We start from the raw sequence: 23,964 nt of genomic DNA on the forward strand, positions 1-23,964 counted from the left end.
CGCCTTTAGGCCGTGCCGGCGGCCGGGCGTGCAGCGTAGAAGGTGAGCCGGAACTTGCCAATCTGAACTTCGTTGCCGGTGCGCAGCAGCAGGTTGTCCACGCGGTCATTGTTGACGTAGGTCCCGTTCAGGCTCATGGCATCCACCACCCGGAATCCTTCGGGCGTACGGCGGAACTCCACGTGCTTGCGCGAGACCGTGACGTCGTCCAGGAAAACGTCGGCATTGGGATGGCGTCCGGCAGTAGTCACATCCTGGTCCAGCAGGAACCGGGCTCCGGCGTTTGGTCCGGTATGTGCGATGAGCAGGGCCGAGCCGGACGGCAGTGCGGCGACGGCGGCCCGCTCGTCGGTGCTGAGCTTGGGCTCAATCGATGTGGCATCGGTGATAGGCGGAAGGCTGATCGACGTCGTGTCCTCCGCACTGAAGCCACGCTGATCATCCGCTCGTGCGGCGTTGAAGTCCTCGCCCGCCATGTGTTTCCTCCCCAAAAAGAACCGGCCATCCCGCCGTTGCGGCGGCTGGCCTGTTTCCACTCGCTTACCGTTCGTGCCTTACCGGCTGTCTTAGCCTACCTGTTATGGGGCGTCTGCGGCACAGCAGATTCGCACACCCCTGCGCTTCCCGCTTCCCAGGTGTCCGCAAGACGCCAAATGACGTGCTGACGTGGGAGGACCCGCGCCTTCCCGGGACTTTGCATCTCAGTCCAGCTGGGCCAGCTGGGCGATGCTGGGCAGGCTGGGCGGCCCAAACCAGGTCGTCAGTGCTTCTACCAGGTCCGCCTCGCTGCCTGCGGAAAGGCTGCCGTCCTCCTCCTGATCTTCTCCCACCCAGACGATGTGCCCGTCTGGGCGCAGCAGCAGAGAAGGGGCTGCTGGGCCGGCGCGGGAATCAACGATGTGGTCCACTCTGTCTTGCCAGCCCTCCGGCAGCAGCCTCCCGGTTCGGTCCAGCAGGATTCCCCGCCCGGTGTGCATGTAGTCGTAAAGCCGCTTCGTCCCCACCTGCACGTCGCGCTGCCGCCTGCCCAGCTGGGCCGGACCCGGTCCGAGGTCGTAGCGGATGTCCAGGCCGGTGATCTTGCCGATCAGGTGCCGGTTCACGACGTCGTACTCCATCAGTTCCGTCAGCAGTCTGCGCAGCGCCTGCGGACCCGGGTCCGTGGATACCAGCTCGGACTGCACCCTGGTGGTGTTGAGGACATCTGCTGCCACCGGATGCCGTTCGGTGAAGTAGGTGTCCAGCAGCTCTTCCGGTGCCCATCCGTTCACGGCGGCGGCGAGTTTCCAGCCCAGGTTCAGTGCATCCTGCAGCCCGAGATTCAGTCCCTGTCCGGCAAAGGGAGGGTGAACGTGGGCGGCATCCCCTGCGAGGAACACCCTGCCCGCCCGGTAGCTCTCTGCCAGGCGCGTTGCGTCCCCGAACCGGGAGATCCACCGCGGACTGTGCGCTCCGAAGTCAGTTCCGGAGTACTGCCGCAGCTGCTCTTTGAGTTCATCGAGGCTTGGCGGCACTGCCCGGTCCTCCGCCACGCCCGCCGCCGGAACCACCACGCGGTACCCGCCCCCGCTGACCGGGCCGGCCCCAAAGTCCCGATGGGTTTCCCGTACCCTGGCAACGACACCGGCCACTTCCTCCAGCGGCGCACTCAGCTCCACCTCGCCCAGCAGGAACTCCCGCCTGCTCGGCTCGCCGGGGAAACCAACGCCGATGAGGCGCCGGACGGTACTGTGCCCGCCGTCGCACCCCACCAGGTAGCGGCAGCGCAAGGCGGAGCCGTCCGCGAGGGTGACCGTAACGCCGGAGGCGTCCTGGCTGATGGTGGTGACTTCGCAGCCTCGGCGGATGGCAACACCGAGTTCGACGGCGCGGGCGGTGAGCAGGCGCTCGGTCTCGGTCTGCGGGATGCCCAGCACGTAGGGATGGGTCGAATCCAGGTCCGGAGCCGGGCGGATGATGCCCGCGAAGAACCCGTCGAGCGGGTGCCGGATTCCTGCGGCGGTGAATTGGCCGGCCAGTCCGCGCTGGTCCATAATCTCGATGCTGCGGGCGTGCAGCCCAAGGGAGCGCACAACGGGATTGGGCTCGCGCTCCCTGTCCAGCACCTCCACATCCACGCCGTGCAGGCGAAGTTCAGCGGCCAGGAAGATGCCCGTTGGCCCGGCACCGGCAACGATTACTTCGGGCACTGAAGTCCCCCCCTTTATCCGTGCGGCGATTGGCTGCGCCAAAAAGCGTACGCCCCGGGACGGCGGATGTTGAGGGGAACCGGGCCGTCTGGCGGTCAGCGGTCCAGAACGATCCGCAGGATCCGGTCGTCGTCCGGTCCGGGGCTCCCGCGTCCGTCGGTGTTGTTCGTCAGGACCCACAGGCTTCCGTCCGGAGCTGCCACGGCGTCGCGGAGCCGTCCGTAGCCGGGCAGGTGCTCGACGGCGGAGGCCGTGTCAGCCAGCGGAATCTCCCTCAGCCGTTCGCCACGGAGATTCGCTGCGAAGACCGAGTCTCCCAGGACCGCGATGCCGCTGGGGCTGGCATGGGCCGGGTCCCACTGCTGCACGGGATCGATGAAGCCGTCCCCGTCGGCCATGCCCTCGGCCTCGGGCCACCCGTAGTTGCCTCCCGCTTCAATGATGTTCAGTTCATCCCACGTGTTCTGGCCGAACTCACTGGCGTATAACCTGCCCTCACCGTCCCAGGCCAGGCCCTGGGGGTTGCGGTGTCCGTAGCTGAACACCGGGGAACCGGGAAAAGGATTGTCCCCGGGGACACCGCCGTCGGGCATTAGCCGCAGGATCTTTCCGGAGAGCGACTGCGTATCCTGCGCACTGTCCCGGTCCCCGGCGTCGCCTGCAGTGGCGTACAGCATCCCGTCCGGGCCAAAGGCGATGCGCCCGCCGTTGTGGACCGGGCCGGCCGGGATGCCGGAGAGCACCGGCTGCGGTTCTCCGAGGCTGAGGGATCCCGGCGCTCCGCGCAGTTCACGGCGTTCGATCCGGTTTTCGTCTCCGGCGGTGAGGAAGCTGTAGAGGTAACCGTCCTGAACGGCGATCCCCAGCAGGCCGCCCTCTCCGCGTCCCTGCGCGTTGATCAGGCCTGCTTCGCGCTGGTTCCCCGCGCCGTCGAGCTCCAGGATCCGGCCCGAGTCCCGTTCGCTAACCAGCGCGGTGCTGTCCAGGAACGCGATGGACCACGGCGACTGGAGCCCGGTGCTTATAGTCTCGGGCTCGGAGAGCGCCGCCGTGGACACCTCCGGCCCCGGTGCCCGGCTGTTCCCTGCACTGCAGGCGGCGAGGGCCAGCACGGCCGCGGCGGCAATCGCCGACAGCCGCCGCTTTGTTCCTGGGCACCTGGCGTTGGGCATGGCGGTGCACTCCTCGGGTCGTGTGAGCCGAAATTACCAGTTCATGCCCGGCTCCTCCATGCCTGCAGGCGTCACGAATCCCAGATGGGTCCGAAGGCGGGGATGCCCCGGCGTTCGAATTCGCTGACCACACGCCCGGTAACGGCCTTGTTGGAGACGATGATGACGGCGTCGGCTCCGGATGCCTTGAACGCCTCGTAGGAGAGCTCGAAAACGTCCGGTTTGCCCTGCTCGCTGGTGTTCCAGATGACGGCCTCCGGCTGGGCCTTCTCCACCTCGCTGACCAGGCCGTCGCCGTAGGTGGCACGCGGGGTCTTGGTGACCCAGACCAGCCGGGCTCCCTGGGTATCCGTGAGCAGATGGCCCAGTGCCGGGCCGATCCCGCTGCCGGTGGCGATGTAGAGCACGCGGTTGAAGAGGCGCTTGGCGTTGGCGACGCCGACGGTCGGAATGCCGCGGACCCAGACGTGCGGCGGCGGGTTTTCGATGAACTCGCTGGTCCAGCCGCCCGCGCGGGAAATGACCATCCGGTAGCCGCTGTCCCCCGCGGCCGCCGGAATGCAGGCGAAGGGGTGCCAGCCCAGCAGCGGGTGGCGGCTGATTGCCCGGGTGGTGCCGACCGGCGGTACAAACCCGTGGTCCAGCCGGACAATGATGGTGTGGTTCGAGGGGCGCTCGGTGGTGATGGGCACCTTCCGCAGGAGCAGCCAGGGCCAGAGCGCAAGCCCGGTGGAGACCACCAGCATCCAAAAAATCGGGGAAGCCAGCAGTGCCTCGCCAAAAGTGCGTTCCGGGGTCTGCAGATGGGCGAGGATCAGTGTGTTCGCCCAGCTCAGGATCAGGACGGTCCAGGTGCCGAACCGGTGCGAGGCCTCAAAGACGTCATGATGGCGGGTGCGGAAACCGGGTGCGGCGAGGGCACAAATGGTGAGCAGCACCAGACAGACCGTCACCGCGATAGCCAGGGATGCGTCGTCGTACCCTGCCTCCCCGTCGGCCCAGGCCGGCGCCAGCTCGGACACGTAAACCACGTACCAGAGGGTTCCCGCGATGGCACCGCCCACGTGCAGGCCGCCCACGTGGTAGTACTGGGCCAGCCGCCAGCGCAGCCGGAGCGGCCAGGACGTAGGCGCCCTGGTGGCCAGGAAGGACAGCAGGTTCACCATCCAGTGCTGCCTCGGCAGGATTGAGAAGAGGATGTTGACCTGGGAAATCGCGGCGATCACCTGCAGGCTGGAGGCGTGCGGGTGCCACCAGCCGGCGGCCAGGCCCCAGCCGAAGAGTGCCGCATTGGCGATGAGCACGCCGGCGAAAAGCGCCACGTAGGTTCGAATGCGCGCGCGGCGCCGGGGAGCAGGTTCGACGGCGCCTGTGCCGGCCGCAGGGATCAGGTCTGTATTCATCACTTGCCCATAATGGTGGACACCGTCCAAAGTATTGAATTGTGACGGGGACCGCGTTGACCCGGAGCTGGCGCCCTAGGCCGTTCTGAGAAGTCCCCGGCTGATAATCTCGGCCCACCGGCGACGGGATTCATCCGGCTCATCCGCGGGCATTGTTGACATCAACAGATAGATATCCGCCGGCTCCACGTCCGGCCGAAGATCGCCGGAACCCGCCCCTTGCTGCAGAAGCCGGCGCAAAGCCCCATCCATCCGCACCATCGCGTCGCTTTCCGTACTGTAGGCGCCCAGGGATCTCGCCGCTTCTTTCAGGATTTACTGTTCCGCAATTGAAGCGATGTGCTGCTCGAGCGTGGCGGCAACGAGATCCGCCTTCGTGGGGAAATGCCGATACAGCGTACCCACGGCTACTCCGGCGGCGCGGGCTATGTCCTCCATGGGAACCCCCGGTCCCCGAGAAGTTATGAACACTCTGAAGGAGTGGTGACGCGGACATCACAGGAACAGCTGTCCCACCATGGCAGCGGGCAGAGCGGGCGACCTTAGTCAGGGCTCATGCCGCCGGTGAGGTTCAGCACCGTGCCGTTCATGCTGGCAGCCCCGCCGCTGGCCAGGAAGACCGCGGAACGCGCGACGTCACCGAGCGTCGGGAGCGTGCCGCTGGTAGTGAGCGATTCAAGAAACCGGGTGAACTCCTCCAGCTCCATGGGAAGGTCCGCAGTGTTGCCGATCGTCTCGCGGATCCGGTGCGGACGCAGGCATACAGTCCGCACGCCTGCCGCCCCGGTCTCGGCGGCGAAGGTGCGGGTGAGCGCCTCGACGGCGGCACAGGCGGCAGAAAACCCGCCGACGCCGGCGAGGGCCAGCCTGGCCGGCGACGCAGAGAGCATCAGGATAGTTCCACCGCCCTGCGGCACCATGTATCCGGCCGCCGACCGTGCGGTGAGGAACTGGGTGCGCAGCCAGGCGGCGGCGGGAGCGACGACGTCGTCCGCGTCCATTTCCAGCAGCGGGACACCCTGGACCCTCGGGATCTCCACGGCGTTGAACATGACGTCGATCCGTCCCGCAGTATCTGCCACCGCGTTGGTATACGCGTCTACCTCCACCCGGTTGTACGCGTCCACCCGGCTGGTGTGTGCTTCCCCTCCCAGGGCACGGACCTTGTCCGCGGTGGCGTTTACCGGGCCTTCATTGTGGCCGGCAAGGAAGAGGCTCGCACCGTGACGTGCGAACTCCGCTGCCACGGCCCCTCCAATCGCTCCCCCGGCGCCGTGGATGATGACGTTCAGCTGGTCTGCCGGCATTCCGGGCTCCTGTCCGTGCAGGGCGAACCGGCCGGAGTTCTCCGGCCGGTTACTGAACGCTAGCAGCGCCGGCTCCCGCCGTCAGCACGCGCCCCGCCCGTTCCGCTGCGCGCAGCCGAACGGGCGGCACTTTGGCGTGCCCCTGTTGGCGGCCCCGCAGCTGCGGGACAGTGGAAGGAGATCAACAGGAAGCAGGTGGTGTGCCGTGGAGGTTCTCTTTCTGCACGGAGCAGGCGGGTGGGCGGACGACCAACCGATTGCCGGGGAACTGCGCTCCCGGCTCCGGGTCCCGGTGGTGATGCCCCGCTTTTCTGAGGATGAAATGACTGCCGGGGCCTGGCTGGCCGGGATTGACGAGGCCATGGAACCGCTGGGGACGGAGACGGTAATCGTGGGCCACTCCTTCGGCTCTTCCATGGCACTGCTCCGCCTGGCGGCCGCGCCCCCGGAGCCGCTGCCCCGGGGGATGGTTCTGCTCGCAACCCCGTTCTGGGGGTCGGAAGGCTGGCAGGGAGAGTATGCCCTGCCAGCGGGCTTCACGCTGCCGCCGGGCCTGCCGGTGTTCCTGCATCACTGCCTCGATGACGACACAGTGCCCTTCGACCACCTCGCCCGGTTCCAAGCGCTGCTTCCCGGCGCGGTGATCCGCCGGCATGAGACCGGCGGGCACCAGTTCCAGGAGCGGATGAACGCAGTGGCGGGCGACGTGGCTGCCCTGGGCTCCTAGACCCCGACGACGAACGTGAGCGCACTCCAGATGAGAACCGTCGAGATGGTGGTCCAGATAATGATTGCCACGCCCTGCCAAAGCAGGACCCAGCGGCGGGAGGTGCCTCCTGCCACGAGGATCGACGCGGTGAACTGGGTCGGGATGGCCAGCGGGCCCAGGATGCTTGCTCCAGGGACACCGAAGCGGACAAGCCAGCGCTTGAAGCGGATGCGCCCCTTCGACTCCGGCTTAGCGGTAGGGGCCGCAACCAGCGTCGACGTGCCGCCTGCCGCGGCCGCTGCTGCCTCCGCCCGGGCGTCCACCCGGGTGGTGACAGCGGTCCGTGCCCGGGAGGTAACAAACACCACCAGCGCCACGCTGGCAAAGTTGCCGATGGCGGCCGCGACGGCCGCGAGGACGGGGTTCAGCCCGCCGACGACGCCGATCACTGCACCCGCCTCGCTCTCCAGGAACGGAACAGCGGCAGCGAGCATCAGGATGAAGGGCTGAAGGAGCTCAGGCACCTGGCCTAGAAGCTCCTGAAAGTTGTAGACGAGTTCCTGGGTGGGGTTCATCGAACTGGTTCCTAGTCTCCTTAGAGAGGGCGTGTCCCTCGGGTAGACGCCAGTAGAAACTATGTTCCCGGCACGCGGTCAACCCCCTCAGGAACCGTGCCTTCACCCACCAGAGGGCCCCTTGACCCTGTTCCGGGAACATAGTGTCCGATGGTTCGAACGACGTACCGCCCATCCGGGGCGGACACGGTTTGAAAGGGCCGGACATGGAACTCAAACCAGCCAGCACCCCCGCACTGCAGCCGTTCCGATGGTGGGAGGCGTTTTCCCGCTCACTGCTGCATCTGTACCTCCGCGGCCCGGACGGCGCGCGCCAGACGTGGTCTGTAGACGTCCGGCACGGCGGCGACACCGACGGCGAGGTGTACGCGCATTTCTACCGGGACGGCCTGCACATGGCACGCTTGAAGCCTCCCGTCCTGTTCCCTCTTCCGGTAGGGACCATCCGTATTGCGGTAAGCACCTACGGGCTCAGGCAGGCTGACTACGTAACCCACGACGGCGCCGTGCAGCCGCTGGTGCCCGATGCTTCCTCCGCTGAAGGACTGCGCGCACACCTCGACCGGACCCGGCCGGGGCTGAGCCGGCTTATAGGGGCGGCATCCGCACTGGTGCTCCTCGTGAGCCTTGCGCTCGGCGTGCCGCAGCTTCTGCAGTCGGTCACCGAATTTCCGCCGCTGGCGGAGAACATCGGCACGTTCGCCAGTCCGATTCTGCTCCCGGCATGGGCGAACACGTCGCTTCTGCTGGCCGGCCTGGCAGCCAGCACAGAGCGGGCTCTGCGGCTGCGCTATAACTGGCTGCTTGACGGTGGCCTGTTCAGCGGGGGCGACTAATGCTGCCCAACCCGCAGGGCGTACCCGGAGTTCAGCCAGGCTTCCTGCTGATTTCCTCCTGGCTTTGCACCCCCATAGCACTCAGCTGCTCCTCCGCGATCGTGTTCGCGCGGAACAACACGTCCAGCTGAGCGTCGTTGTACAGGTGGACCAGTGCATCTCCGAAAGTCTGGGTGCTAACCTCGCTCCCCTTGGGCATATGGGCCGCAGGATTGCTCAGCCAGGGATACTTGATGAGGTGTTTCACGATGGTTGCTGCGACCCTCTCGGCCAGTTCCTGCCGGGTCTGCTCATCGGCATCGGCGGGCAGGTTGTCAATGTCCGGACCGGTATCGTCCGTCTCATCCGCGGTCATTTCACGGATATCTGCCAGCGCGTCATCGTCGTAGAACCGGGTCATGAGGTGGACGATCGACCGGTCATTCTCCGAGAGCCTTGAGGCGACGGATTCGAAGCCCGCAGGCACGTCTGCCGGAGCCTGATGCCGGATGATCTCTGCTATGTGTGCCCGAGCCTCCTGCAGGGACTGGATGCGCAGCTGGAGTTCGGCATCCACGTCGCGCAGAACCTCCGGCGTTCCCGGGGCTCCGGCCGTGACGCTGTGCATCTGTGACAGCGGGATGCCCAGAACCGCGAGCCGCCGGATGCGCAGCAGGCTCACCAGGTGCCGCACCTCGTACTGCTTGTAACCGTTGTAGCGGCGGACAGGTTCCTCCAGCAGGCCCAAACGGTGATAGTGACGGACGGTGTTCACGGTTGTCCCGGCCAGGTCAGCAAGTTCACGTGTGCTCCACGGCATCCAGTGCTCCTTTCCACGTCCCGGCAGAGTCTACGGGTCCACGGCGAACATCCCGTTCCGGTCGTTCTCCTGGTTACGCACCAGCCCCTTGAGGAGCTGCCCGGCATCCGCAATGACGGGAACCAGGCTTCCGTCGCCGCGGTCGGGATCCGGCACGATCAATTCCGGGTCCACAAAATAGACCCCGCGGCCTTCCAGCATGAGCCGGCGCGCGAGTTCCAGCAGCATACGACGTGCCACGTCATCGATCGAATAGACCAGCGCGAAATCCAGTACCACCCTGCTCTCGGCAATATCACCACCCACAAACCCGCGGACAATTCGCTCAGCACCGGCGAAGCGGATCCCGCCCTGCGCCTGGAGAACACGGACAGCGGAGGTTCCCTCCCCGAGAACGTGGCTTGACCGCACCACTGCCCGTGCGGCGGGCGGGACCTCCATCACGTGCAGGCCCATGTCCGAGGAGAACCGTTCAAAAAGCGACACTCCCCGCACGCTGTTCCCGTGCGCATCCAGGCGCGGCGAAAACGTAGCGATGCCAACCTGGCCTGGCAGGGCACCGATCATCCCTCCGGCCACACCGCTCTTGGCAGGAATGCCGACCTGGGTTGCCCAGTCCCCTGCGGCGTCGTACATTCCGCAGGTGGCCATGACGCTCAGCACCTGCCGCACCACCGGGGCATGTACAACGCGCACACCTGGTGCTCTGCGCCCAGGAGCGAGTGAGTGGTGATCGCTCCGGCGTTGATCATCGGATTCCGAGGCCGCCCGGTTTCGTCTTCCAGCGAGATCTCGTTACTTGCTGCAATCAAAGAAATCTTCATCGATGCATTTACACCTGAGCAGCTCGCCAATCTGGAGGACGCTGCTGCGGCACTGCGCACCCATTTAGGAATGCCGGCACGCTGACAGCTGCCGAAGCCGGCAGCCCCACGAAGGGAATGAACCCATGCATCCAGGCATTTACGCAGTGATACTCATAGCCCAGGAGGCCCCAGGATGCTTACCGCTTCGCCGCAGCACGGCACCGATGCGCGGGACCACCCGGTCCGCCGAGCCGGCGTCGTCGTCATCGGTGCAGGCCAGGCAGGACTTTCCGCCGGCTACCACCTGAACCGGCGCGGCTTCGCCAGCGCCTTGACCGGCGGCGATGCCGAGCGAAGCTTCGTGATGCTCGACGCCGGGGCGGCGCCCGGCGGCGCCTGGCAGCACCGCTGGGAGTCGCTGACCATGGCGACAGTCAACGGCATCTTCGACCTTCCCGGATTCCGGCAGACTCCACCCGAACCCGGGACACCGGCCCGGATAGCAGTGCCCGAGTACTTCGCAGCGTTCGAGGACCGTATGCAGCTTCCGATCCTCCGTCCCGTCAAGGTGCATTCGGTGTATCCCGCAGACGATGATCCCGAAGGCGATCTCCTCATCCAATCCGACGCCGGAACCTGGGCCACGCGTGCTGTCATCAACGCCACCGGAACCTGGGACAACCCGACGCTGCCTGCCCACCCGGGGCGGGCGAGCTTCGCCGGGCGCCAGCTTCATACCCGGGACTACTCCTCGCTGGACGAGTTCGCCGGCCAGCGGGTCGCTGTAGTGGGAGGCGGAATCTCCGCCATCCAGCAGCTTGAAGAGATTTCCCGGGTGGCAGATGTCTTTTGGTACACCCGGCGCGAACCCGTTTTCCGGGACGGACCTTTCGATGCAGAGGCAGGGAAGGACGTAGTGTCCCGGGTGGCTGCGGACGTGGAAGCCGGAAACCCCACCGGCAGCGTGGTCTCCTACACGGACCTGCTGTGGACGCCCTATGCCCTGGCTGCGAAGGAGCGCGGAGCCCTGCAGCGGCGGCCGATGTTCACTGGCATCGTGCGGGACGGGGTACGGGAAGCGGACGGCTCGCTGACCCGCGTCGATGCGATTCTGTGGGCCACCGGGTTCAAGCCGTCGCTGAGCCACCTGGACCCGTTCCAGCTGCGCAATGAACGCGGCGGGATCGAGGTTCACGGTACTGTTGCCGCCGCCGATCCGCGCTTACACCTGATCGGATTCGGACCCTCACAGTCGACCGTTGGCGCAAACCGTGCCGGGCGGGAGGCTGTCCGGGCACTGGCCGAGCATTTCGATGTGGCGCCCGTGCGGGGCTGAGGAAGCCTCAGGCGAGTCCGCCGTTGGGATAAATGACCTGTCCGTTGATCCAGCGCGAGGGTCCGGCCAGGAAGGCAGCCACCTCGGCAATGTCTTCGGGGGTGCCCAGGCGCTCCATCGGGGCGAGCTGTGCCATACGGTTGATGGCTTCCTGATCCTTCCCGTCCAGGAACAGCGGGGTGGCCGTGGGTCCGGGCGCAATCGCGTTGACGGTGATGTCCCTTCCCCTCAGTTCCCGTGCCAGGACCGGAGTCAGAGCCTCCACGGCAGCCTTGCTGGCAGCATACGGCGCGTAGGTGGGATCCTGCAGGCGGGTCTGGCTGGACGAGACGTTCACCAGTGCCCCGCCTCTCCGAAGCCGCTGCGCAGCGAGCTGGGAGACCACAAAGCTGCCTCGGATGTTTGTGCGGTGCATCCGGTCCAGTTCATCGAGGTCCAGGTCTACCACTGTGGAAAGGACCATCACTCCGGCGGTGTTGATAACGACGTCGATTCCGCCGAAAGCGGCCTCAACCTCATCAAAGAGCCGGGTCATGGCAACTTCGTCGGCCACATCCCCGCCGACCGCCATGGCCCGGCCGCCTGCAGCAGTCAGTTCCTTGACGACCTCCGTGGCCTTGTTCATGTTCCCGGCGTAGTGCACTGCCAGGGCGAAGCCGTCGTTTGAAAGACGCTTGGCGATCGCCCGGCCCATTCCGCCTGATCCGCCGGTGACGACGGCAACCCGAGGTGCCGCGGCAGTGCTCTCCGACATGCTGTGCTCCCATCGAAAAAGAACCGATAAGAACATTGAGGCACGAATCGGACGCTCTGTCCCACGATTCCCGTCAACTCATGGCCCGGATGGCCCAGACAAAGCCCGGCGGTTGTGGCGGCTTCGGGGCTACGGCTCTCCGGCCGTCCCCGTCGGTTTTGCCTGGACCAGTTGTTCCAGATGATTCTCCAGCACGGCTGAGAGAAGATCCGGGGTAGCCAGCCCGGGCCGCATAGCGGCGTGCACAGCCAGCCCGTCGATCAGGCCAAACAGCCTTTCTGTTTCCAGCACCCGCTCCTCGTCTGCGCCTGCGGGACGCAGCTCGGTAATCCAGCGGGCACAGGCCCCGCGAAGCCGGTCATATGCTTCGTCGCGCAGTGCTGCCAACGGAGCATCCACCATCGCGCGGGCCACGAAAGCAACCCAGACCTCGTTCTCAGCGCGCCGCTCTTCATCCAGCGGCAGGAGTTCGGCGAGCACCACCTTCGCTGCTTCCAGCGGTTCCGCCGGCCGCGGAACACCGGCGGCACGGCGCTCAACCCGTTCCATGACGTGGCGCATGGCGAAGGTCAGCAATTCCGGCTGGCTGCGGAAGTAATGCCGAAGGGAACCGGTGGACAGCCCGGCTTCGCGTGCCACTTCACGGACTGAGGCTCCCTCCACCCCGTCCCGGCGGATGACCCGCCACGCCGCCAGTGCCAGCTCCCGGCGCCGCTCTTCGTAATTCACTAGTTTCGGCACGGATCTTTTATAGCACAGTCGTACTACTATGCGTTGTAGATCAGCTCCGCAGAACTTCGCTATCCAGAGGAGGAGCGATGAAAGACGGCAGCGAAGAGCAAACACACAACACCCGGCTCATGGCGGCCAGCGAAGGCGGGCCCCGCCCCGGAAGATGGCGCGTCATGCGATCCCGATGGCTCTGGGCCGCGATCGCCGGCTGGCTGGCAGCGAACATCTGGACCGTGCTGGCAGCCCCGGCGCAGCTCCCGTTCGACTGGCCTGCGCGGGCGGGCAGGTCCACCGTAGACGTACTCATCGACGTCAACCTCGCCCTGCTGCAGATCCTGCTTCTGATGGGCGTGGTAACCCTGCTAACCCGCCGCCGTCCGGATCCCCGCCTGGCAGCACGGTCCCCGGGCCGCCGGCGGGCACTGTGGGAGACCTTTGGCCTGCTCGGGTACGGCGCACTTGGCATGACCGGCGGATTCTTCCTGGCGAAGGCCGCCGGGTGGCACCCCTTCGGACTGCATCTGGCCGGGACCATCTTCGGAACCAATGACGCGCCGGCACCCGCTGAAGTGCTGGCCTGGGCGGGCTACAACCTCGTGGTCTACGCGGTGATTCCGTTGATCTACTTCCGGCGCCGCTATTCGCCGCTGGCCCTGGGCCTCAAATCCACGGCCCCCAGGAATGACCTGCTCGTGATTGTTGTGGTGCTCGCACTGGAGCTGGCCTTCCAAATCTATGCACTGAAGCCTGGGAGCCTAGGGCTGCCGCTTCATCAGCTGCTTCCAGGCGCCGCATTGACCTTCGCCCTCTACCTTGCCGGTGCCGTACTGCCCGCCATGGTCTTTGTGTACATGATCCTCATTCCCCGGTATCTGCGACTCACTGGATCCGCCATAGCCACAGTTCTTTTGGGTGGGCTAACGTACGCGGGGCTGCATTTCTGGGATGCATGGACGCTGTTCTCATCAGCGGAGACCACCGTACTGTCGGTCATTTTCGTGATCTTCACGTACCTGGGTCCCGGGATGTTCAAGAGCTTCCTGACGCTGCGTACGGGCAACGCCTGGGTCCATGTCTGGGCATACCATGCCTTCGCCCCGCACACGCTGATCGATACACCGAACATTGTCGGGGCATTCCGGTTGAAGTGACGGCCGCCCCTAAAAGCCCCGGAAACGACAAAGTCCCGGCAAGATTTTCATCTCACCAGGACTTGTATTTGTCGGGTTGACAGGATTTGAACCTGCGACCCCTTGACCCCCAGTCAAGTGCGCTACCAAGCTGCGCCACAACCCGTTCCGCTGATCCGTTAGTGCCGGTTTGTTTCCGGCCGAACCAACTCAAATACTGTACATCATGGTTGGCATTTTCCCCGCATCGGCGCCGGCCCCGGAGTCATATTGGCTCCGGGGCCGGCGGCCGTGCTAGCGCCTGCTGGTCTTGCCGCGCTTTTCACGCACGCGCATTGAGACCTCGATCGGGGTTCCTTCGAAGCCGAAGGTCTCCCGGAGGCGGCGGGTAATGAAGCGGCGGTAGCCCGGATCCAGAAACCCGGTGGTGAACAGCACGAACTTCGGCGGCCGTGAGGACGCCTGCGTGCCGAACAGGATGCGGGGCTGCTTGCCGCCGCGCACCGGGTGCGGGTGCGCTGCCACGAGTTCACCCAGGAAGGCATTCAGCTTTCCGGTCGGGATGCGCTTGTCCCAGTTCTCCAGGGCAAGGTCCAGTGCGGGGACGAGCTTGTCCTTGTGCCAGCCGGTCTTGGCGGAGATGTTCACGCTCGGCGCCCACTCAACGTGTGCCAGGTCGCGCTCGATCTCGGTCTGCAGGTAGCGGCGGCGTTCGTCGTCGAGCAGGTCCCACTTGTTGAACGCCAGCACCAGCGCGCGGCCCGAATCGATGGCGAGCTGCAGGATGCGCACATCCTGTTCGGAGAGGACTTCGTCCACGGCGAGGAGCACGACGGCGACCTCCGCCTTTTCCAGCGCGGCCTGCGTGCGCAGCGAGGCGTAGAAATCGGCGCCCTGTGCCATGTGCTGGCGGCGGCGGATACCTGCGGTGTCCACGAAGCGCCAGGTGCGCCCGCCCAATTCGATCAGTTCGTCAACCGGGTCGCGGGTGGTGCCGGCGAGGTCATCGACAACCACGCGGTCGGTGCCGGCCAGCTTGTTCAGCAGCGAAGACTTACCAACGTTCGGACGGCCGATCAGTGCGATGCGGCGCGGACCGCCGCTGGACTCGAGTCCACCGTAGGCCGAGTACTCGGGCAGGACGTCCAGGACGGCGTCCAGCATGTCAGCGGTGCCGCGTCCGTGCAGCGCCGAAACCGGGTACGGTTCGCCGAAGCCCAGACCCCAGAGCACCGAGGCGTCGGCTTCGTTCTGGATGTCGTCAACCTTGTTGGCGACGACGATGACCGGCTTGCCCTTGCTGCGCAGCATGCGCACCACGGCTTCGTCGGTGGCGGTGATGCCGACGGTCGCGTCGACCACCAGCATGACGGCGTCAGCGACGTCGACGGCGATTTCGGCCTGGTCGGCAACGCGGGCATGGATGCCGCGGGCATCGTGCTCCCAGCCGCCGGTGTCTACGAGGGTGAAGTTCACACCGTTCCAGGTGGCCGGGTATGACACGCGGTCGCGGGTAACGCCCGGGGTGTCTTCCACGACGGCTTCGCGGCGGCCGAGGATACGGTTCACCAGCGTTGACTTGCCGACGTTGGGACGGCCGACGATGGCAACCACCGGGTCAAGGCGCAGTGGTGCGTCTGCGTCATACTCGTCATAGCCGCCGGCCAGCAGGGCAGCGTCTTCCTCGTCGAGCTCGTAGTCGGAGAGCCCGGCACGCAGGGTTTCCGCGCGCAGGTTGGCTTCGTCGTCATCGAGGGCGGCGAGGCGCTCGTCGATCTGGTCCTCGCCTGCCGGGACGTACTCTTCAGAGTCGCCGTCAAAGGTCGCGTTGGCGTTCATAAACTATTGCTTTCTTTCCGTTGAGGCCGTCAGCGCAGGTGCGCCAGGCCGTCTCCGGACGTTCAGCCCGGGTAAGTGTTGGGGGGTCTGTAAAGGGAAAACCCCATGCAGCCACCAGTCCATTGAAACACGGCAAGGCGCCGGGACCCCATTGGAGCCCCGGCTGTCCGCCTGCCGCTGGTGCTTAGTGCGTGCTCGAAAAAACCACGTCCAGCACGGCCTGAACCGTTTCTTCGAAATCCAGATCGGAGGAATCGACCGTAATCACACCGTCGGCCGCCTGCTGGAAGTTGACCACCGTTGAATCCTTGACGTCCCGTGTGAGGACCTGTTCACGCAGGGCAGCGGCGCTCTGCGAGCCGCCCAGCTGCACGCCGCGGCGGCGCAGGCGCGCCTCCTCGGAAGCCGTCAGCAGGATTCGGACTTCCGCGGTGGGAGCCACCACGGTGGTGATGTCCCGTCCTTCGGCCACGATCCGCAGTCCGGAGTCCTTGATCAGCTGCTGCTGGCGGCGTACCAGCTCCGCCCGTGCACCAAGGGTGGTGGCCACGGCAGAGACGTTGGAGGAAACCTCCGGTTCGCGGATCGCCTGGGTGACATCCTCTCCCCCAACGAGCACCCATTCCGCGTCCGGGGACGTGCTCAGCTCAATGTCAGCGTTCCGGGTGGCGGCTTCGACGGCGACGGCGTCGCCGAGGTCAATGCCGGCCCGCATGCACGCAATGGTCACGGCCCGGTACATGGCACCGGTATCGAGATAGTTGGCGCGCAGCCGGCGGGCGACCTCGCGGCTGATGCTGGACTTGCCGGAGCCGGAGGGACCGTCAATTGCCACCACCAGGGGTTTGCCCAGCCTGAACTGTGCCGGATTCTGCTCTGTGTTCACTCCACTACCTTCCAGCCGCGCGAGGTCAGCTCACTGACCAGGCCGTGCACTTTGCTCGGCAGGACCGAGATTTCCACCCGTCCAACCTCGCGGCCGGAGGCGTGCTCCAGGCGCAGGTCTTCGAGGTTGACACCGATTTCACCGATTTCCGTAAGCAGCTGCGCGATCTGTCCGGGGGTGTCGTCCACGAGCACGGTGAAGCTGACGAAGGACTGCGGAGGCGTGCCGTGCTTGCCCGGGATGCGGGCCTGGCCGGTGTTGCCCTCGGAGATCAGCTGCGCCATGTCCAGCCGCGCGCCGTCGGCGGTGGGGTGTTCAAGCGTATTGATCAGCCGGTTCAGATCCTCGCGCACCCCGTGCAGGATGTTTACCAGCTTCGGGGCGTTGCCGCTGAGGATCTGCACCCACAGCTTGGGGTCGCTGGCCGCAATCCGGGTGACGTCGCGCAGGCCGTTGCCGGCCAGTGCCAGCGCCGAGGGAGGCGTTTCCTGCAGCCGGCTGGCCACCAGTGAGGACATGACCTGCGGGAGGTGGCTGATCAGGGCCACTGACGCATCGTGGTCGTCCGCACTCATGCGCGAAACCACGGCACCGAGGTCGATGGCCAGTGCTTCGGCCGTCTTGACTGCTTCAGGGGAGCTCTCCTCACCGGCGCAGATTACCCACGGCATGGACATAAAGAGGTCACCCAGGGCAGCCACCGGACCGGATTTCTCCCGCCCGGCCATCGGGTGCGTCCCCACGTACCGGGCCAGATCCACTCCGGTGGCGCGCAGGTCCGCCAGGACGGCGGCCTTGACGCTGGCAATGTCGACGACGACGGCACCCTGCCAGTCCTTCAGGGCCCGGGCCGCCAGCGAAGCAGTGACATCCGGTGGTGCGGCAATAACGACCAGCTGCGGCGCGAAGCCTTCCTCGGCGTCGTCGAGCAGGCGTCCGGCGCCAATATCTTTGGCAACCGCGGCAGTGGAGGGTGAAATGTCCGAGAGTACGACGTCGATTCCGCGGGCCCGCAGGCCCAGGCCAATGCTCGCACCGAGCAGGCCGGTGCCGATCACAAGGACCGGTCCGGACAGATGTGTACCCCCGTTGGCCAGTGCGGTCACGGCGTTACAGTCCGACGGTGGCCATCAGGTGGCCGACTTCGTGGCGTCCAAGGACGCGGATGCTGCCCTGGCGCTGGTCGCCCAGGCGGATCGGGCCCATCTGGGTCCGGACCAGGCGCTCGACGGGGTGGCCAACGGCGTCGAACAAGCGGCGCACAATACGGTTCCGGCCAGAGTGCAGGACAACCTCAACCAGGATGTGGCCGGGGGTGGAATCAACGAGGCGGAACGAGTCAACCTTGGCGAAGCCGTCTTCCAGCTCCAGGCCTTCACGCATCTGCGCACCAACACCGTGGGCCATGGGACCGCGCACCTGGACCAGGTAGGTCTTGGGAACCTCGTAGGAGGGGTGGGTGAGCCGGTTGGCCAGCTCGCCGTCGTTGGTCAGCAGCAGCAGGCCTTCGGTATTCGTGTCCAGGCGGCCCACATGGAAAAGGCGCTCGTGCTTGTTGGTGCTCTTCAGGTAGTCGCTGATGCAGGGACGGCCCTCGGGATCTTCCATGGTGGAGACCACACCGCGGGGCTTGTTGAACACGTAGTACTTCTGGGTTTCATCCAGCTGCAGGCGCATGCCGTCTACGTGAATGGCCACGGTCTTGGGGTCAACACGGACGCCAAGCTCGGTGACGACCTCGCCGTCCACCTCAACACGGCCTTCGGTGATCATTTCCTCGCAGACGCGGCGGCTTGCGACGCCGGCACTGGCCATGACCTTCTGCAGGCGGATGCCTTCGGGGTCGTGGTGCTCGGAAATAACCGGCTTGCCCGGGCGGCGGGTGTGCGTCCGCTTGGTTACCGGGCCCAGGTTCTTGCCGAAGCGTTCGTTGCGGAAGGCACGCTCTGAACCGCCCTTGCCCTTCGGTGCGCCGGTGCGGGGACCGCCGGGCTTGAAGCCGCCTTCCCTGAAGCCGCCTTCCTTGGGGGCGCCGGACTTAAAGCCGCCCGATTTGGGAGCGCCGGACTTAAAGCCGCCGGACTTCGGAGCACCTGAGGGGCCGCCGGAAGACTTCGGGCCGCCGGTGCGCCCGGAGGCGGGCTTGGAGCCCTTTCCGAAGCCGCGGTTGCCGCCTGCTCCCCCGCCGCTGCGCGGATTACTGCGGCCTGAGCCGGAACGGGGTGCCTGTGTCATTGAGAAGTCCTTCGGGTGTAGCGGTTAGTAAGTAGTTTCTTCAAATTCTGGGAGGTTTTCCAGCCCGGGCAGGTGAGGCGCGATCTGGGGCAGTTCCTCCACACTGCCAAGTCCCAGCTTTTCCAGGAAGAGCGGGGTGGTGACGTACAGCAGCGAACCCGTTTCAGGTTCCGTGCCGGCCTCGGTCACCAGTCCTCTCTGGACCAGCGTGCGGACCACGGAGTCCACGTTGACTCCCCGGATGGCCGAAATGCGTCCGCGGGACACCGGCTGGCGGTAGGCAATCACCGCCAGGGTTTCCAGCGCGGCCTGGGACAGCCGTGCGCTTTGCCCTTCAAGTACGAACTGCCCCACAATGTCTGCGAAGGCGGGCCGGGAGTAGATCCGCCAGCCGCCGGCAACTTCCCGGAGCTCGAAGCCACGCGGTTCAACGGCATGCAGCCCGTCAGGTCCACCCCCAGTATAACCGTCATACTCCCGGCGCAGGTCGTGCAGGACCTGCACTGCAGCTGCCGGCCCTACGCCTAGTGCTTCGGCAAGGCTTGCGGCAGTGACCGGTTCATTGGCGACCATAAGCACGGCCTCGGCCGCGGCACGGATTCCGCCCGGGCGGACGTCCACGGATGCAGGGCCATGGTCAGGCTTCTGCGGCTGCATGCAACTCCTCGTCAGCGTCGTCGTATTCTTCGGTGAGCGTCCCGGCAGACCAGTCCGCGGACCCTCCCGGCTTTCCGGTCCAGGTGACCCGCAGCTCCCCCAGCGGCACGGGCTGTTCAAAGGCCAGTACACCGTCACGGAACATTTCCAGCAGAGCGAGGAACCGTCCCACGATTTCCAGCGGCGTGGCGCCCTGGGCAAGCTCGGTAAATGTGAGCGGACTGGCCAGCCGAAGCCTGTCCCCGATGATCTGTGCCTGTTCGCGCACGCTGACCCGCGGCGCGTGCAGGTGTCCCAGTCCCACTTCAGTGGGCGGCCCGGGTTTGGGCTCCAGTGCCTTCCGGGCCAGCCGGCCGAACTCCTCCGCACTGGTGCGCCAGATGAGTTCCGGGAGCATGGCTGCCAGATGCGGCTCCAAGGCGGTGTCCCGCGGGAAACGCAGCCCTTCCTCTTCGAGCCTGCTGCCCATCAGCGACGCAACCTCTTTGAACGCACGGTACTGCAGGAGCCGGGCGAAGAGCAGGTCCCGGGCCTCCAGCAGCGCAATGTCGTCGTCGTCCTCCACGTCGCCTGCGGGAAGCAGGCGGGCTGCCTTCAGGTCCAGCAGCGTGGCGGCGATGACCAGGAATTCACTGGCTTCGTCCAGTGCCCAGCCCTGTCCCGAGTCGGTGAGGGCACGGATATACGCAATGAACTCATCAGTGACCGTGGCCAGGGCAATTTCGGTGATGTCCAGCTCGTGTTTGGTGATCAGCCCCAGCAGCACGTCGAACGGGCCGCGGAAATTCTCCAGCTGAACCTGGAAACCCCCGGCTCCCGCCGCCGTGTCCCCGGAGCCTGCCTCCGGCGCGGGACTAGGGTGCGCCGCCGCGGGCAATCAGTTCCTTGGCGAGGCGGCGGTAGGACTCCGCTCCGGCGTGGTTTCCGGCGTAGGAGGTGATCGGCTCGGCAGCAACGGTGGCATCGGCAAACTTGATGGTGCGCTTGATGACGGTCTCGAAGACCTTGTCACCGAACGCCTCAACCAGCCGGCCGATGACTTCACGGCTGTGCAGGGTCCGGGCGTCATACATCGTGGCCAGCACGCCGTCGACCTGGAGCCCCGGGTTCAGGCGGTCCTGGACCTTTTCGATCGTCTCCACCAGCAGAGCCACGGCGCGCAGGGCAAAGAACTCGCAGATCAGCGGAATAATGACGCCGTGCGCCGCGGTGAGGGCGTTGACAGTCAACAGGCCAAGCGAAGGCTGGCAGTCGATCAGAATGACGTCGTAGTCATCCGAAACGCGCCGCAGGGCACGTTCGAGTACCTGCTCGCGGGCCACTTCGTTGACCAGCTGCACTTCGGCAGCCGAGAGGTCGATGTTCGCCGGAAGAAGGTCGATGTTCTCGACGTGTGTTTCCTGGATCGCATCGCGGATGTCCACCTTGCGGTCCATCAGCACGTTGTAGACGGTGACGTCCAGTTCATGCGGGTTGGTGCCCAGCCCTGCGGACAGTGCGCCCTGCGGGTCGAAGTCCACGAGCAGGACCTTGCGGCCGGCTTCGGCCAGCGCGGCACCGAGGTTGATGGTCGACGTCGTTTTTCCGACCCCGCCCTTCTGGTTCACCATGGCGATGATGCGGGCCGGCCCGTGGGAAGTCAGCACCGGAGGCTCGGGGAATTCGGTCAGCGGCCGGCCCGTGGGACCCATGGCTTCATCGGCGGCGCCCTGCGTTGCGTCCTGCAGAGTTGTGGAACTCTGTTCGCTGCTCACGTATAAATCCACGCTTCCGTCTCTAGCTGTCCTGCTGGCTGTCCATTCCAAGGTTACAACCGTGCAACACGGATACCGTGAATCCGGGCGGCGTAGCGCCTGCGAGCCTTGACGCTCAACCTTAACTCGAAGCTTCCGGTTTTCCTCCGGTGCAGGGCTGCGGCCAGGAAGGACACATGCGTCCGGGCTCCACCAGAAACAACAAAGGGCGCCCCGCAATCAGCGGAGGCGCCCTTCTCTGTTGCTGTTAGCTAGCCGCGCACGCCGGTAGCGGGAACGGCACTCTCCACTTCGCGGGATTCCTCCGTCGGTTCCGGCTCCCCGGATCCGGCATCCACGTTCATGCTCTCCTCATCGAACGGCAGTTCCTTATCCAGGACCCGGCGGACCTGCTCCTTGTCGATTTCCCTGGTCCAGGTGCCGATCAGCACCGTGGCGACGGCGTTGCCGGTGAAGTTCGTCAGCGCGCGGGCTTCGGACATGAAGCGGTCAATGCCCACGATCAGCCCAACACCCTCGATCAGGTCGGGGCGGTGGGACTGCAGGCCGCCGGCCAGGGTTGCCAGGCCGGCGCCGGTCACCCCGGCAGCGCCCTTGGAAGCAATGATCATAAAGACCAGCAGGGAGATCTGCTCGCCCAGCTCCAGCGGCTTGCCCATGGCGGAGGCAACGAACAGTGCCGCCATGGTCAGGTAGATGGCCGTTCCGTCCAGGTTGAAGGAGTACCCGGTGGGGACGGTTACGCCCACCACGGGCTTTGAGACGCCCAGGTGCTCCATCTTGGCAATCAGCCGCGGGAGTGCCACCTCGGAGGAGGACGTGGAGAAGATCAGCAGGTATTCCCGGCCGAGGTAGCGCATCAGCTTGAAGATGTTGAAGCCGGTCACAATCTTCATCAGGCCGCCCAGGATGACGGCAATGAAGAGGATGCAGGTGAGGTAGAAGGCAATCATCAGGGTTGCCATGCTCACGATCGCCTGGACACCGGTTTCGCCAACGACAGCCGCGATGGCGCCAAACGCGCCGATGGGGGCCAGCCACATGATCATCATCAGGATGCGGAAGACCAGCACCTGGATGTAGCCGATGCCCTTGAGGACGGGGGCCCCGGCCTTGCCCATCTTCTGCAGTGCGAAGCCAACAAGCAGTGCAACGAAGAGAGTCTGGAGGATCGATTCACCGGTCAGTGAGGCCAGCAGCGTGGTGGGAATGATGCTGAGGAGGAAACCGACCGTGCCGCCGTCATCTTCCGCTGCCGCCGGTGCAGGGCCGCCGGCAGCTTCCAGGCCCAGGCCCTCGCCCGGGTGGATGAAGTTGCCAACTACCAGTCCGATAACCAGCGCGAAGGTGGACATGATGATGAAGTAGCCCAGTGCCAGGCCGCCCACCTTGCCCACGGTGGCCGCCTTGGCGATCGAGCCGATGCCCAGGACGATGGTGCAGAAGATCACCGGCGCGATCATCATCTTGATCAGTCCGATGAATGCCGTGCCGAGGGGCTTCATTGATTTGCCCACCTCGGGTGCAACGAGCCCGATGACAGCACCGAGCACCACTGCAGCAATCACGGCAATGTAGAGGAGGTGGGTCCGGTCCTTCTTTTTGGCTTTGACCGGGGGCTGTTCGCCGCCGGGTATCGTGGCAGAGGCCATCGCATGCTCCTAGCTTCGTTGATAGCTGGGCCCCGGCGGCAAAGACGCTGGCGGAACCGGAAGTAATCCGCACATATACTCACCCCGTGGTGTGACGGTGGTCACTGTTGTGTTCATACTGTTCGCAGCTTCGGCTCAGCATCGTCCGCCCGCACAGCAGCCGGACAAACCTGTGCTGCCCGCACCGAAGGAGTTCCTTGCGTAAGTGGAGCCTGGCCACCCGCCTGCTCACCGGTCAGCTGGCGTTTATCCTCTGCCTGTCCGCAGGCCTGTCCTGGGCCCTGTATGCCCAGGCGGAGCAGCACAGCTACGACGAAACGGCTGAACGGATGCTCTCCGTCGCGGAGACGATTGCCGCCGATCCGTTTGTCCTGGAGGCCGTGGCGGGTCCGAACCCCAGCGCCGCCCTCCAGCCGTACGCGGAGGAGGTAATGCAGTCCGCGCACGTGGACTTCCTGACCATCATGGCTCCGGACCGTACCCGCTACACGCACCGGACCGATTCGCAGATCGGCCGGCCGTACATAGGCTCAGTCGAACAAGCCCTTGGCGGCCAGTCCTTCACTGAGGTCTATACGGGCACCCTTGGCCCGTCGGTCCGGGCAATCGTTCCCGTGACAGACGGCGAAGGCACGGTCCAGGCACTGGTGGCGGCGGGCCTCACCGTGGACCGGGTGGCCATAGCCCGCGACGCCGAGCTGCCGGGACTGTTCATCATTTCGATCGCCGCGCTGGCCTGGGGAACCCTGGCCTCCTTCCTGCTGAGCCGGTACCTCAAGCGCACCACACAGGACCGCCGCCCGGATGAGCTCGTTGAAGTCTTCGCCTTCCACGACGCAGCCCTGCACTCGCTCAGGGAAGGTCTCCTGCTGATCAACAACGACGGCAGGCTGGTCCTCTACAACGACCAGGCGGCTGAGCTGCTGGACCTCCCGCCGGAGCGCTGCAGCCCCGTGGATGTCCGCGAGCTGGGGCTGCCTGGAACCCTGGCCGATCTCCTTCGCAGCGGAAACAGGGCCGACGACGAATTCCACTTCACCCGGAACCGCATCCTGGTGGTCAACCAGTCCCCTGCATTGGCTGCCCGCCGGGAGCGGGGCACCGCGGCAAGCGTACTTTCGAGCCCAAGCGGCTGGGAACAGTTACCACGCTCCGGGACCACACCGAGGTGGAAGCGCTGACCGGGGAGCTGC

Annotated in this window: 27 protein-coding genes and 1 tRNA gene; 6 read left to right on the forward strand and 22 right to left on the reverse strand. The window is 65.7% G+C overall.

Annotation, left to right across the window (positions count from 1 at the left end; translation table 11 throughout):
• Positions 1–5 precede the first annotated feature (5 nt).
• The 7 genes from AO716_RS14305 to AO716_RS14330 all read right to left on the reverse strand — a co-directional run bounded on the left by AO716_RS14305 (position 6) and on the right by AO716_RS14330 (position 6,071).
• Entirely contained in the window at positions 6–476 is a 471-nt protein-coding gene (locus AO716_RS14305) for an FHA domain-containing protein (RefSeq protein WP_055241838.1), read from the reverse strand.
• Between the two features lie 225 nt (positions 477–701).
• Positions 702–2,189 (reverse strand): FAD-dependent monooxygenase, encoded by a 1,488-nt coding sequence (locus AO716_RS14310; protein WP_055241840.1) that lies wholly within the window; start codon positions 2,187–2,189, stop codon positions 702–704.
• Positions 2,190–2,284: 95 nt separating this feature from the next.
• Positions 2,285–3,361 (reverse strand): PQQ-dependent sugar dehydrogenase, encoded by a 1,077-nt coding sequence (locus AO716_RS14315; RefSeq protein WP_055241842.1) that lies wholly within the window; start codon positions 3,359–3,361, stop codon positions 2,285–2,287.
• 71 nt (positions 3,362–3,432) lie between these two features.
• On the reverse strand, positions 3,433–4,767 hold the full coding sequence (locus AO716_RS14320) for a hypothetical protein (protein WP_152969972.1): 1,335 nt from the start codon (positions 4,765–4,767) through the stop codon (positions 3,433–3,435).
• Positions 4,768–4,839: 72 nt separating this feature from the next.
• Positions 4,840–5,079, reverse strand: a complete 240-nt coding sequence (locus AO716_RS17910) for a hypothetical protein (protein WP_414826587.1) — start codon at positions 5,077–5,079, stop codon at positions 4,840–4,842.
• Positions 5,080–5,235: a TetR/AcrR family transcriptional regulator gene (locus AO716_RS17105; RefSeq protein ID WP_200907630.1), complete on the reverse strand. Its 156-nt coding sequence runs from the start codon at positions 5,233–5,235 to the stop codon at positions 5,080–5,082. It lies immediately after the preceding gene.
• Between the two features lie 71 nt (positions 5,236–5,306).
• A complete protein-coding gene (locus AO716_RS14330) occupies positions 5,307–6,071 on the reverse strand; it encodes an SDR family NAD(P)-dependent oxidoreductase (RefSeq protein WP_055241848.1) in 765 nt (254 codons plus the stop codon).
• Between the two features lie 205 nt (positions 6,072–6,276).
• On the opposite strand from AO716_RS14330, the gene AO716_RS14335 reads away from it, so the two are divergent.
• Positions 6,277–6,798, forward strand: coding sequence for an alpha/beta fold hydrolase (locus tag AO716_RS14335; RefSeq protein ID WP_055241849.1), 522 nt, complete (start codon positions 6,277–6,279; stop codon positions 6,796–6,798).
• Here AO716_RS14335 and AO716_RS14340 read toward each other — a convergent pair.
• Positions 6,795–7,355, reverse strand: a complete 561-nt coding sequence (locus AO716_RS14340; protein WP_055241851.1) for a hypothetical protein — start codon at positions 7,353–7,355, stop codon at positions 6,795–6,797. The two genes, AO716_RS14335 and AO716_RS14340, sit on opposite strands and share 4 nt — an antisense overlap.
• A gap of 206 nt (positions 7,356–7,561) precedes the next feature.
• On the opposite strand from AO716_RS14340, the gene AO716_RS14345 reads away from it, so the two are divergent.
• Positions 7,562–8,191 (forward strand): hypothetical protein, encoded by a 630-nt coding sequence (locus AO716_RS14345; RefSeq protein ID WP_055241853.1) that lies wholly within the window; start codon positions 7,562–7,564, stop codon positions 8,189–8,191.
• Between the two features lie 31 nt (positions 8,192–8,222).
• Here AO716_RS14345 and AO716_RS14350 read toward each other — a convergent pair whose 3' ends face one another.
• The 3 genes from AO716_RS14350 to AO716_RS17755 are packed head-to-tail and all read right to left on the reverse strand — an operon-like array spanning position 8,223 to position 9,781.
• Positions 8,223–8,990, reverse strand: coding sequence for a MerR family DNA-binding transcriptional regulator (locus tag AO716_RS14350; RefSeq protein ID WP_055241855.1), 768 nt, complete (start codon positions 8,988–8,990; stop codon positions 8,223–8,225).
• A 30-nt stretch (positions 8,991–9,020) separates the two neighbouring features.
• Positions 9,021–9,686 carry a glutaminase gene (locus tag AO716_RS14355; RefSeq protein WP_055241857.1) on the reverse strand — a complete coding sequence of 222 codons (666 nt, stop codon included), beginning with the start codon at positions 9,684–9,686 and terminating at the stop codon, positions 9,021–9,023.
• Positions 9,647–9,781 carry a glutaminase gene (locus tag AO716_RS17755; protein WP_235472115.1) on the reverse strand — a complete coding sequence of 45 codons (135 nt, stop codon included), beginning with the start codon at positions 9,779–9,781 and terminating at the stop codon, positions 9,647–9,649. The genes AO716_RS14355 and AO716_RS17755 overlap by 40 nt, the downstream gene beginning before the upstream one ends.
• Between AO716_RS17755 and AO716_RS17760 the strand changes: the two genes are divergently transcribed.
• Positions 9,717–9,899, forward strand: a complete 183-nt coding sequence (locus tag AO716_RS17760; RefSeq protein WP_055241858.1) for a hypothetical protein — start codon at positions 9,717–9,719, stop codon at positions 9,897–9,899. The genes AO716_RS17755 and AO716_RS17760 overlap by 65 nt on opposite strands.
• Before the next feature lie 90 nt (positions 9,900–9,989).
• On the forward strand, positions 9,990–11,132 hold the full coding sequence (locus AO716_RS14365; RefSeq protein ID WP_055241860.1) for an NAD(P)-binding domain-containing protein: 1,143 nt from the start codon (positions 9,990–9,992) through the stop codon (positions 11,130–11,132).
• Between the two features lie 7 nt (positions 11,133–11,139).
• On the opposite strand, the gene AO716_RS14370 is transcribed toward AO716_RS14365, so the two are convergent.
• Both AO716_RS14370 and AO716_RS14375 read right to left on the reverse strand, forming a co-directional pair.
• A complete protein-coding gene (locus AO716_RS14370; protein ID WP_055241861.1) occupies positions 11,140–11,886 on the reverse strand; it encodes an SDR family oxidoreductase in 747 nt (248 codons plus the stop codon).
• A gap of 129 nt (positions 11,887–12,015) precedes the next feature.
• Positions 12,016–12,627: a TetR/AcrR family transcriptional regulator gene (locus tag AO716_RS14375; RefSeq protein WP_055241863.1), complete on the reverse strand. Its 612-nt coding sequence runs from the start codon at positions 12,625–12,627 to the stop codon at positions 12,016–12,018.
• A gap of 164 nt (positions 12,628–12,791) precedes the next feature.
• On the opposite strand from AO716_RS14375, the gene AO716_RS14380 reads away from it, so the two are divergent.
• The gene (locus tag AO716_RS14380) at positions 12,792–13,769 is read left to right on the forward strand and encodes a hypothetical protein (RefSeq protein ID WP_152969974.1); all 978 of its coding nucleotides are present in this window, start codon (positions 12,792–12,794) and stop codon (positions 13,767–13,769) included.
• Between the two features lie 71 nt (positions 13,770–13,840).
• On the opposite strand, the gene AO716_RS14385 is transcribed toward AO716_RS14380, so the two are convergent.
• The 9 genes from AO716_RS14385 to AO716_RS14425 form a co-directional block, all read right to left on the reverse strand.
• Positions 13,841–13,914, reverse strand: a tRNA-Pro gene (locus AO716_RS14385).
• Positions 13,915–14,042: 128 nt separating this feature from the next.
• A complete protein-coding gene (der, locus tag AO716_RS14390) occupies positions 14,043–15,587 on the reverse strand; it encodes a ribosome biogenesis GTPase Der (protein WP_055241865.1) in 1,545 nt (514 codons plus the stop codon).
• A 184-nt stretch (positions 15,588–15,771) separates the two neighbouring features.
• Positions 15,772–16,473: a (d)CMP kinase gene (gene cmk, locus AO716_RS14395; RefSeq protein WP_055241867.1), complete on the reverse strand. Its 702-nt coding sequence runs from the start codon at positions 16,471–16,473 to the stop codon at positions 15,772–15,774.
• The gene (locus AO716_RS14400) at positions 16,470–17,579 is read right to left on the reverse strand and encodes a prephenate dehydrogenase (RefSeq protein ID WP_055241869.1); all 1,110 of its coding nucleotides are present in this window, start codon (positions 17,577–17,579) and stop codon (positions 16,470–16,472) included. Before AO716_RS14400 ends, cmk begins: the two co-directional genes overlap by 4 nt.
• 4 nt (positions 17,580–17,583) lie before the next feature.
• Positions 17,584–18,708 carry a pseudouridine synthase gene (locus AO716_RS14405; protein ID WP_055241871.1) on the reverse strand — a complete coding sequence of 375 codons (1,125 nt, stop codon included), beginning with the start codon at positions 18,706–18,708 and terminating at the stop codon, positions 17,584–17,586.
• 24 nt (positions 18,709–18,732) lie between these two features.
• A complete protein-coding gene (scpB, locus tag AO716_RS14410) occupies positions 18,733–19,365 on the reverse strand; it encodes an SMC-Scp complex subunit ScpB (protein WP_055241872.1) in 633 nt (210 codons plus the stop codon).
• Positions 19,346–20,242, reverse strand: a complete 897-nt coding sequence (locus tag AO716_RS14415; protein WP_055241874.1) for a segregation and condensation protein A — start codon at positions 20,240–20,242, stop codon at positions 19,346–19,348. The genes scpB and AO716_RS14415 overlap by 20 nt, the downstream gene beginning before the upstream one ends.
• Positions 20,220–21,119, reverse strand: coding sequence for a ParA family protein (locus AO716_RS14420; RefSeq protein WP_055241876.1), 900 nt, complete (start codon positions 21,117–21,119; stop codon positions 20,220–20,222). The genes AO716_RS14415 and AO716_RS14420 overlap by 23 nt, the downstream gene beginning before the upstream one ends.
• Before the next feature lie 251 nt (positions 21,120–21,370).
• Positions 21,371–22,771, reverse strand: coding sequence for a cation:dicarboxylate symporter family transporter (locus AO716_RS14425; RefSeq protein WP_055241877.1), 1,401 nt, complete (start codon positions 22,769–22,771; stop codon positions 21,371–21,373).
• Positions 22,772–22,968: 197 nt separating this feature from the next.
• On the opposite strand from AO716_RS14425, the gene AO716_RS17765 reads away from it, so the two are divergent.
• On the forward strand, positions 22,969–23,952 hold the full coding sequence (locus AO716_RS17765) for a PAS domain-containing protein (RefSeq protein ID WP_152969975.1): 984 nt from the start codon (positions 22,969–22,971) through the stop codon (positions 23,950–23,952).
• Positions 23,953–23,964 lie beyond the last annotated feature (12 nt).

The organism is Arthrobacter sp. Edens01, assembly GCF_001307035.1.
Lineage (GTDB): Bacteria > Actinomycetota > Actinomycetes > Actinomycetales > Micrococcaceae > Arthrobacter_B.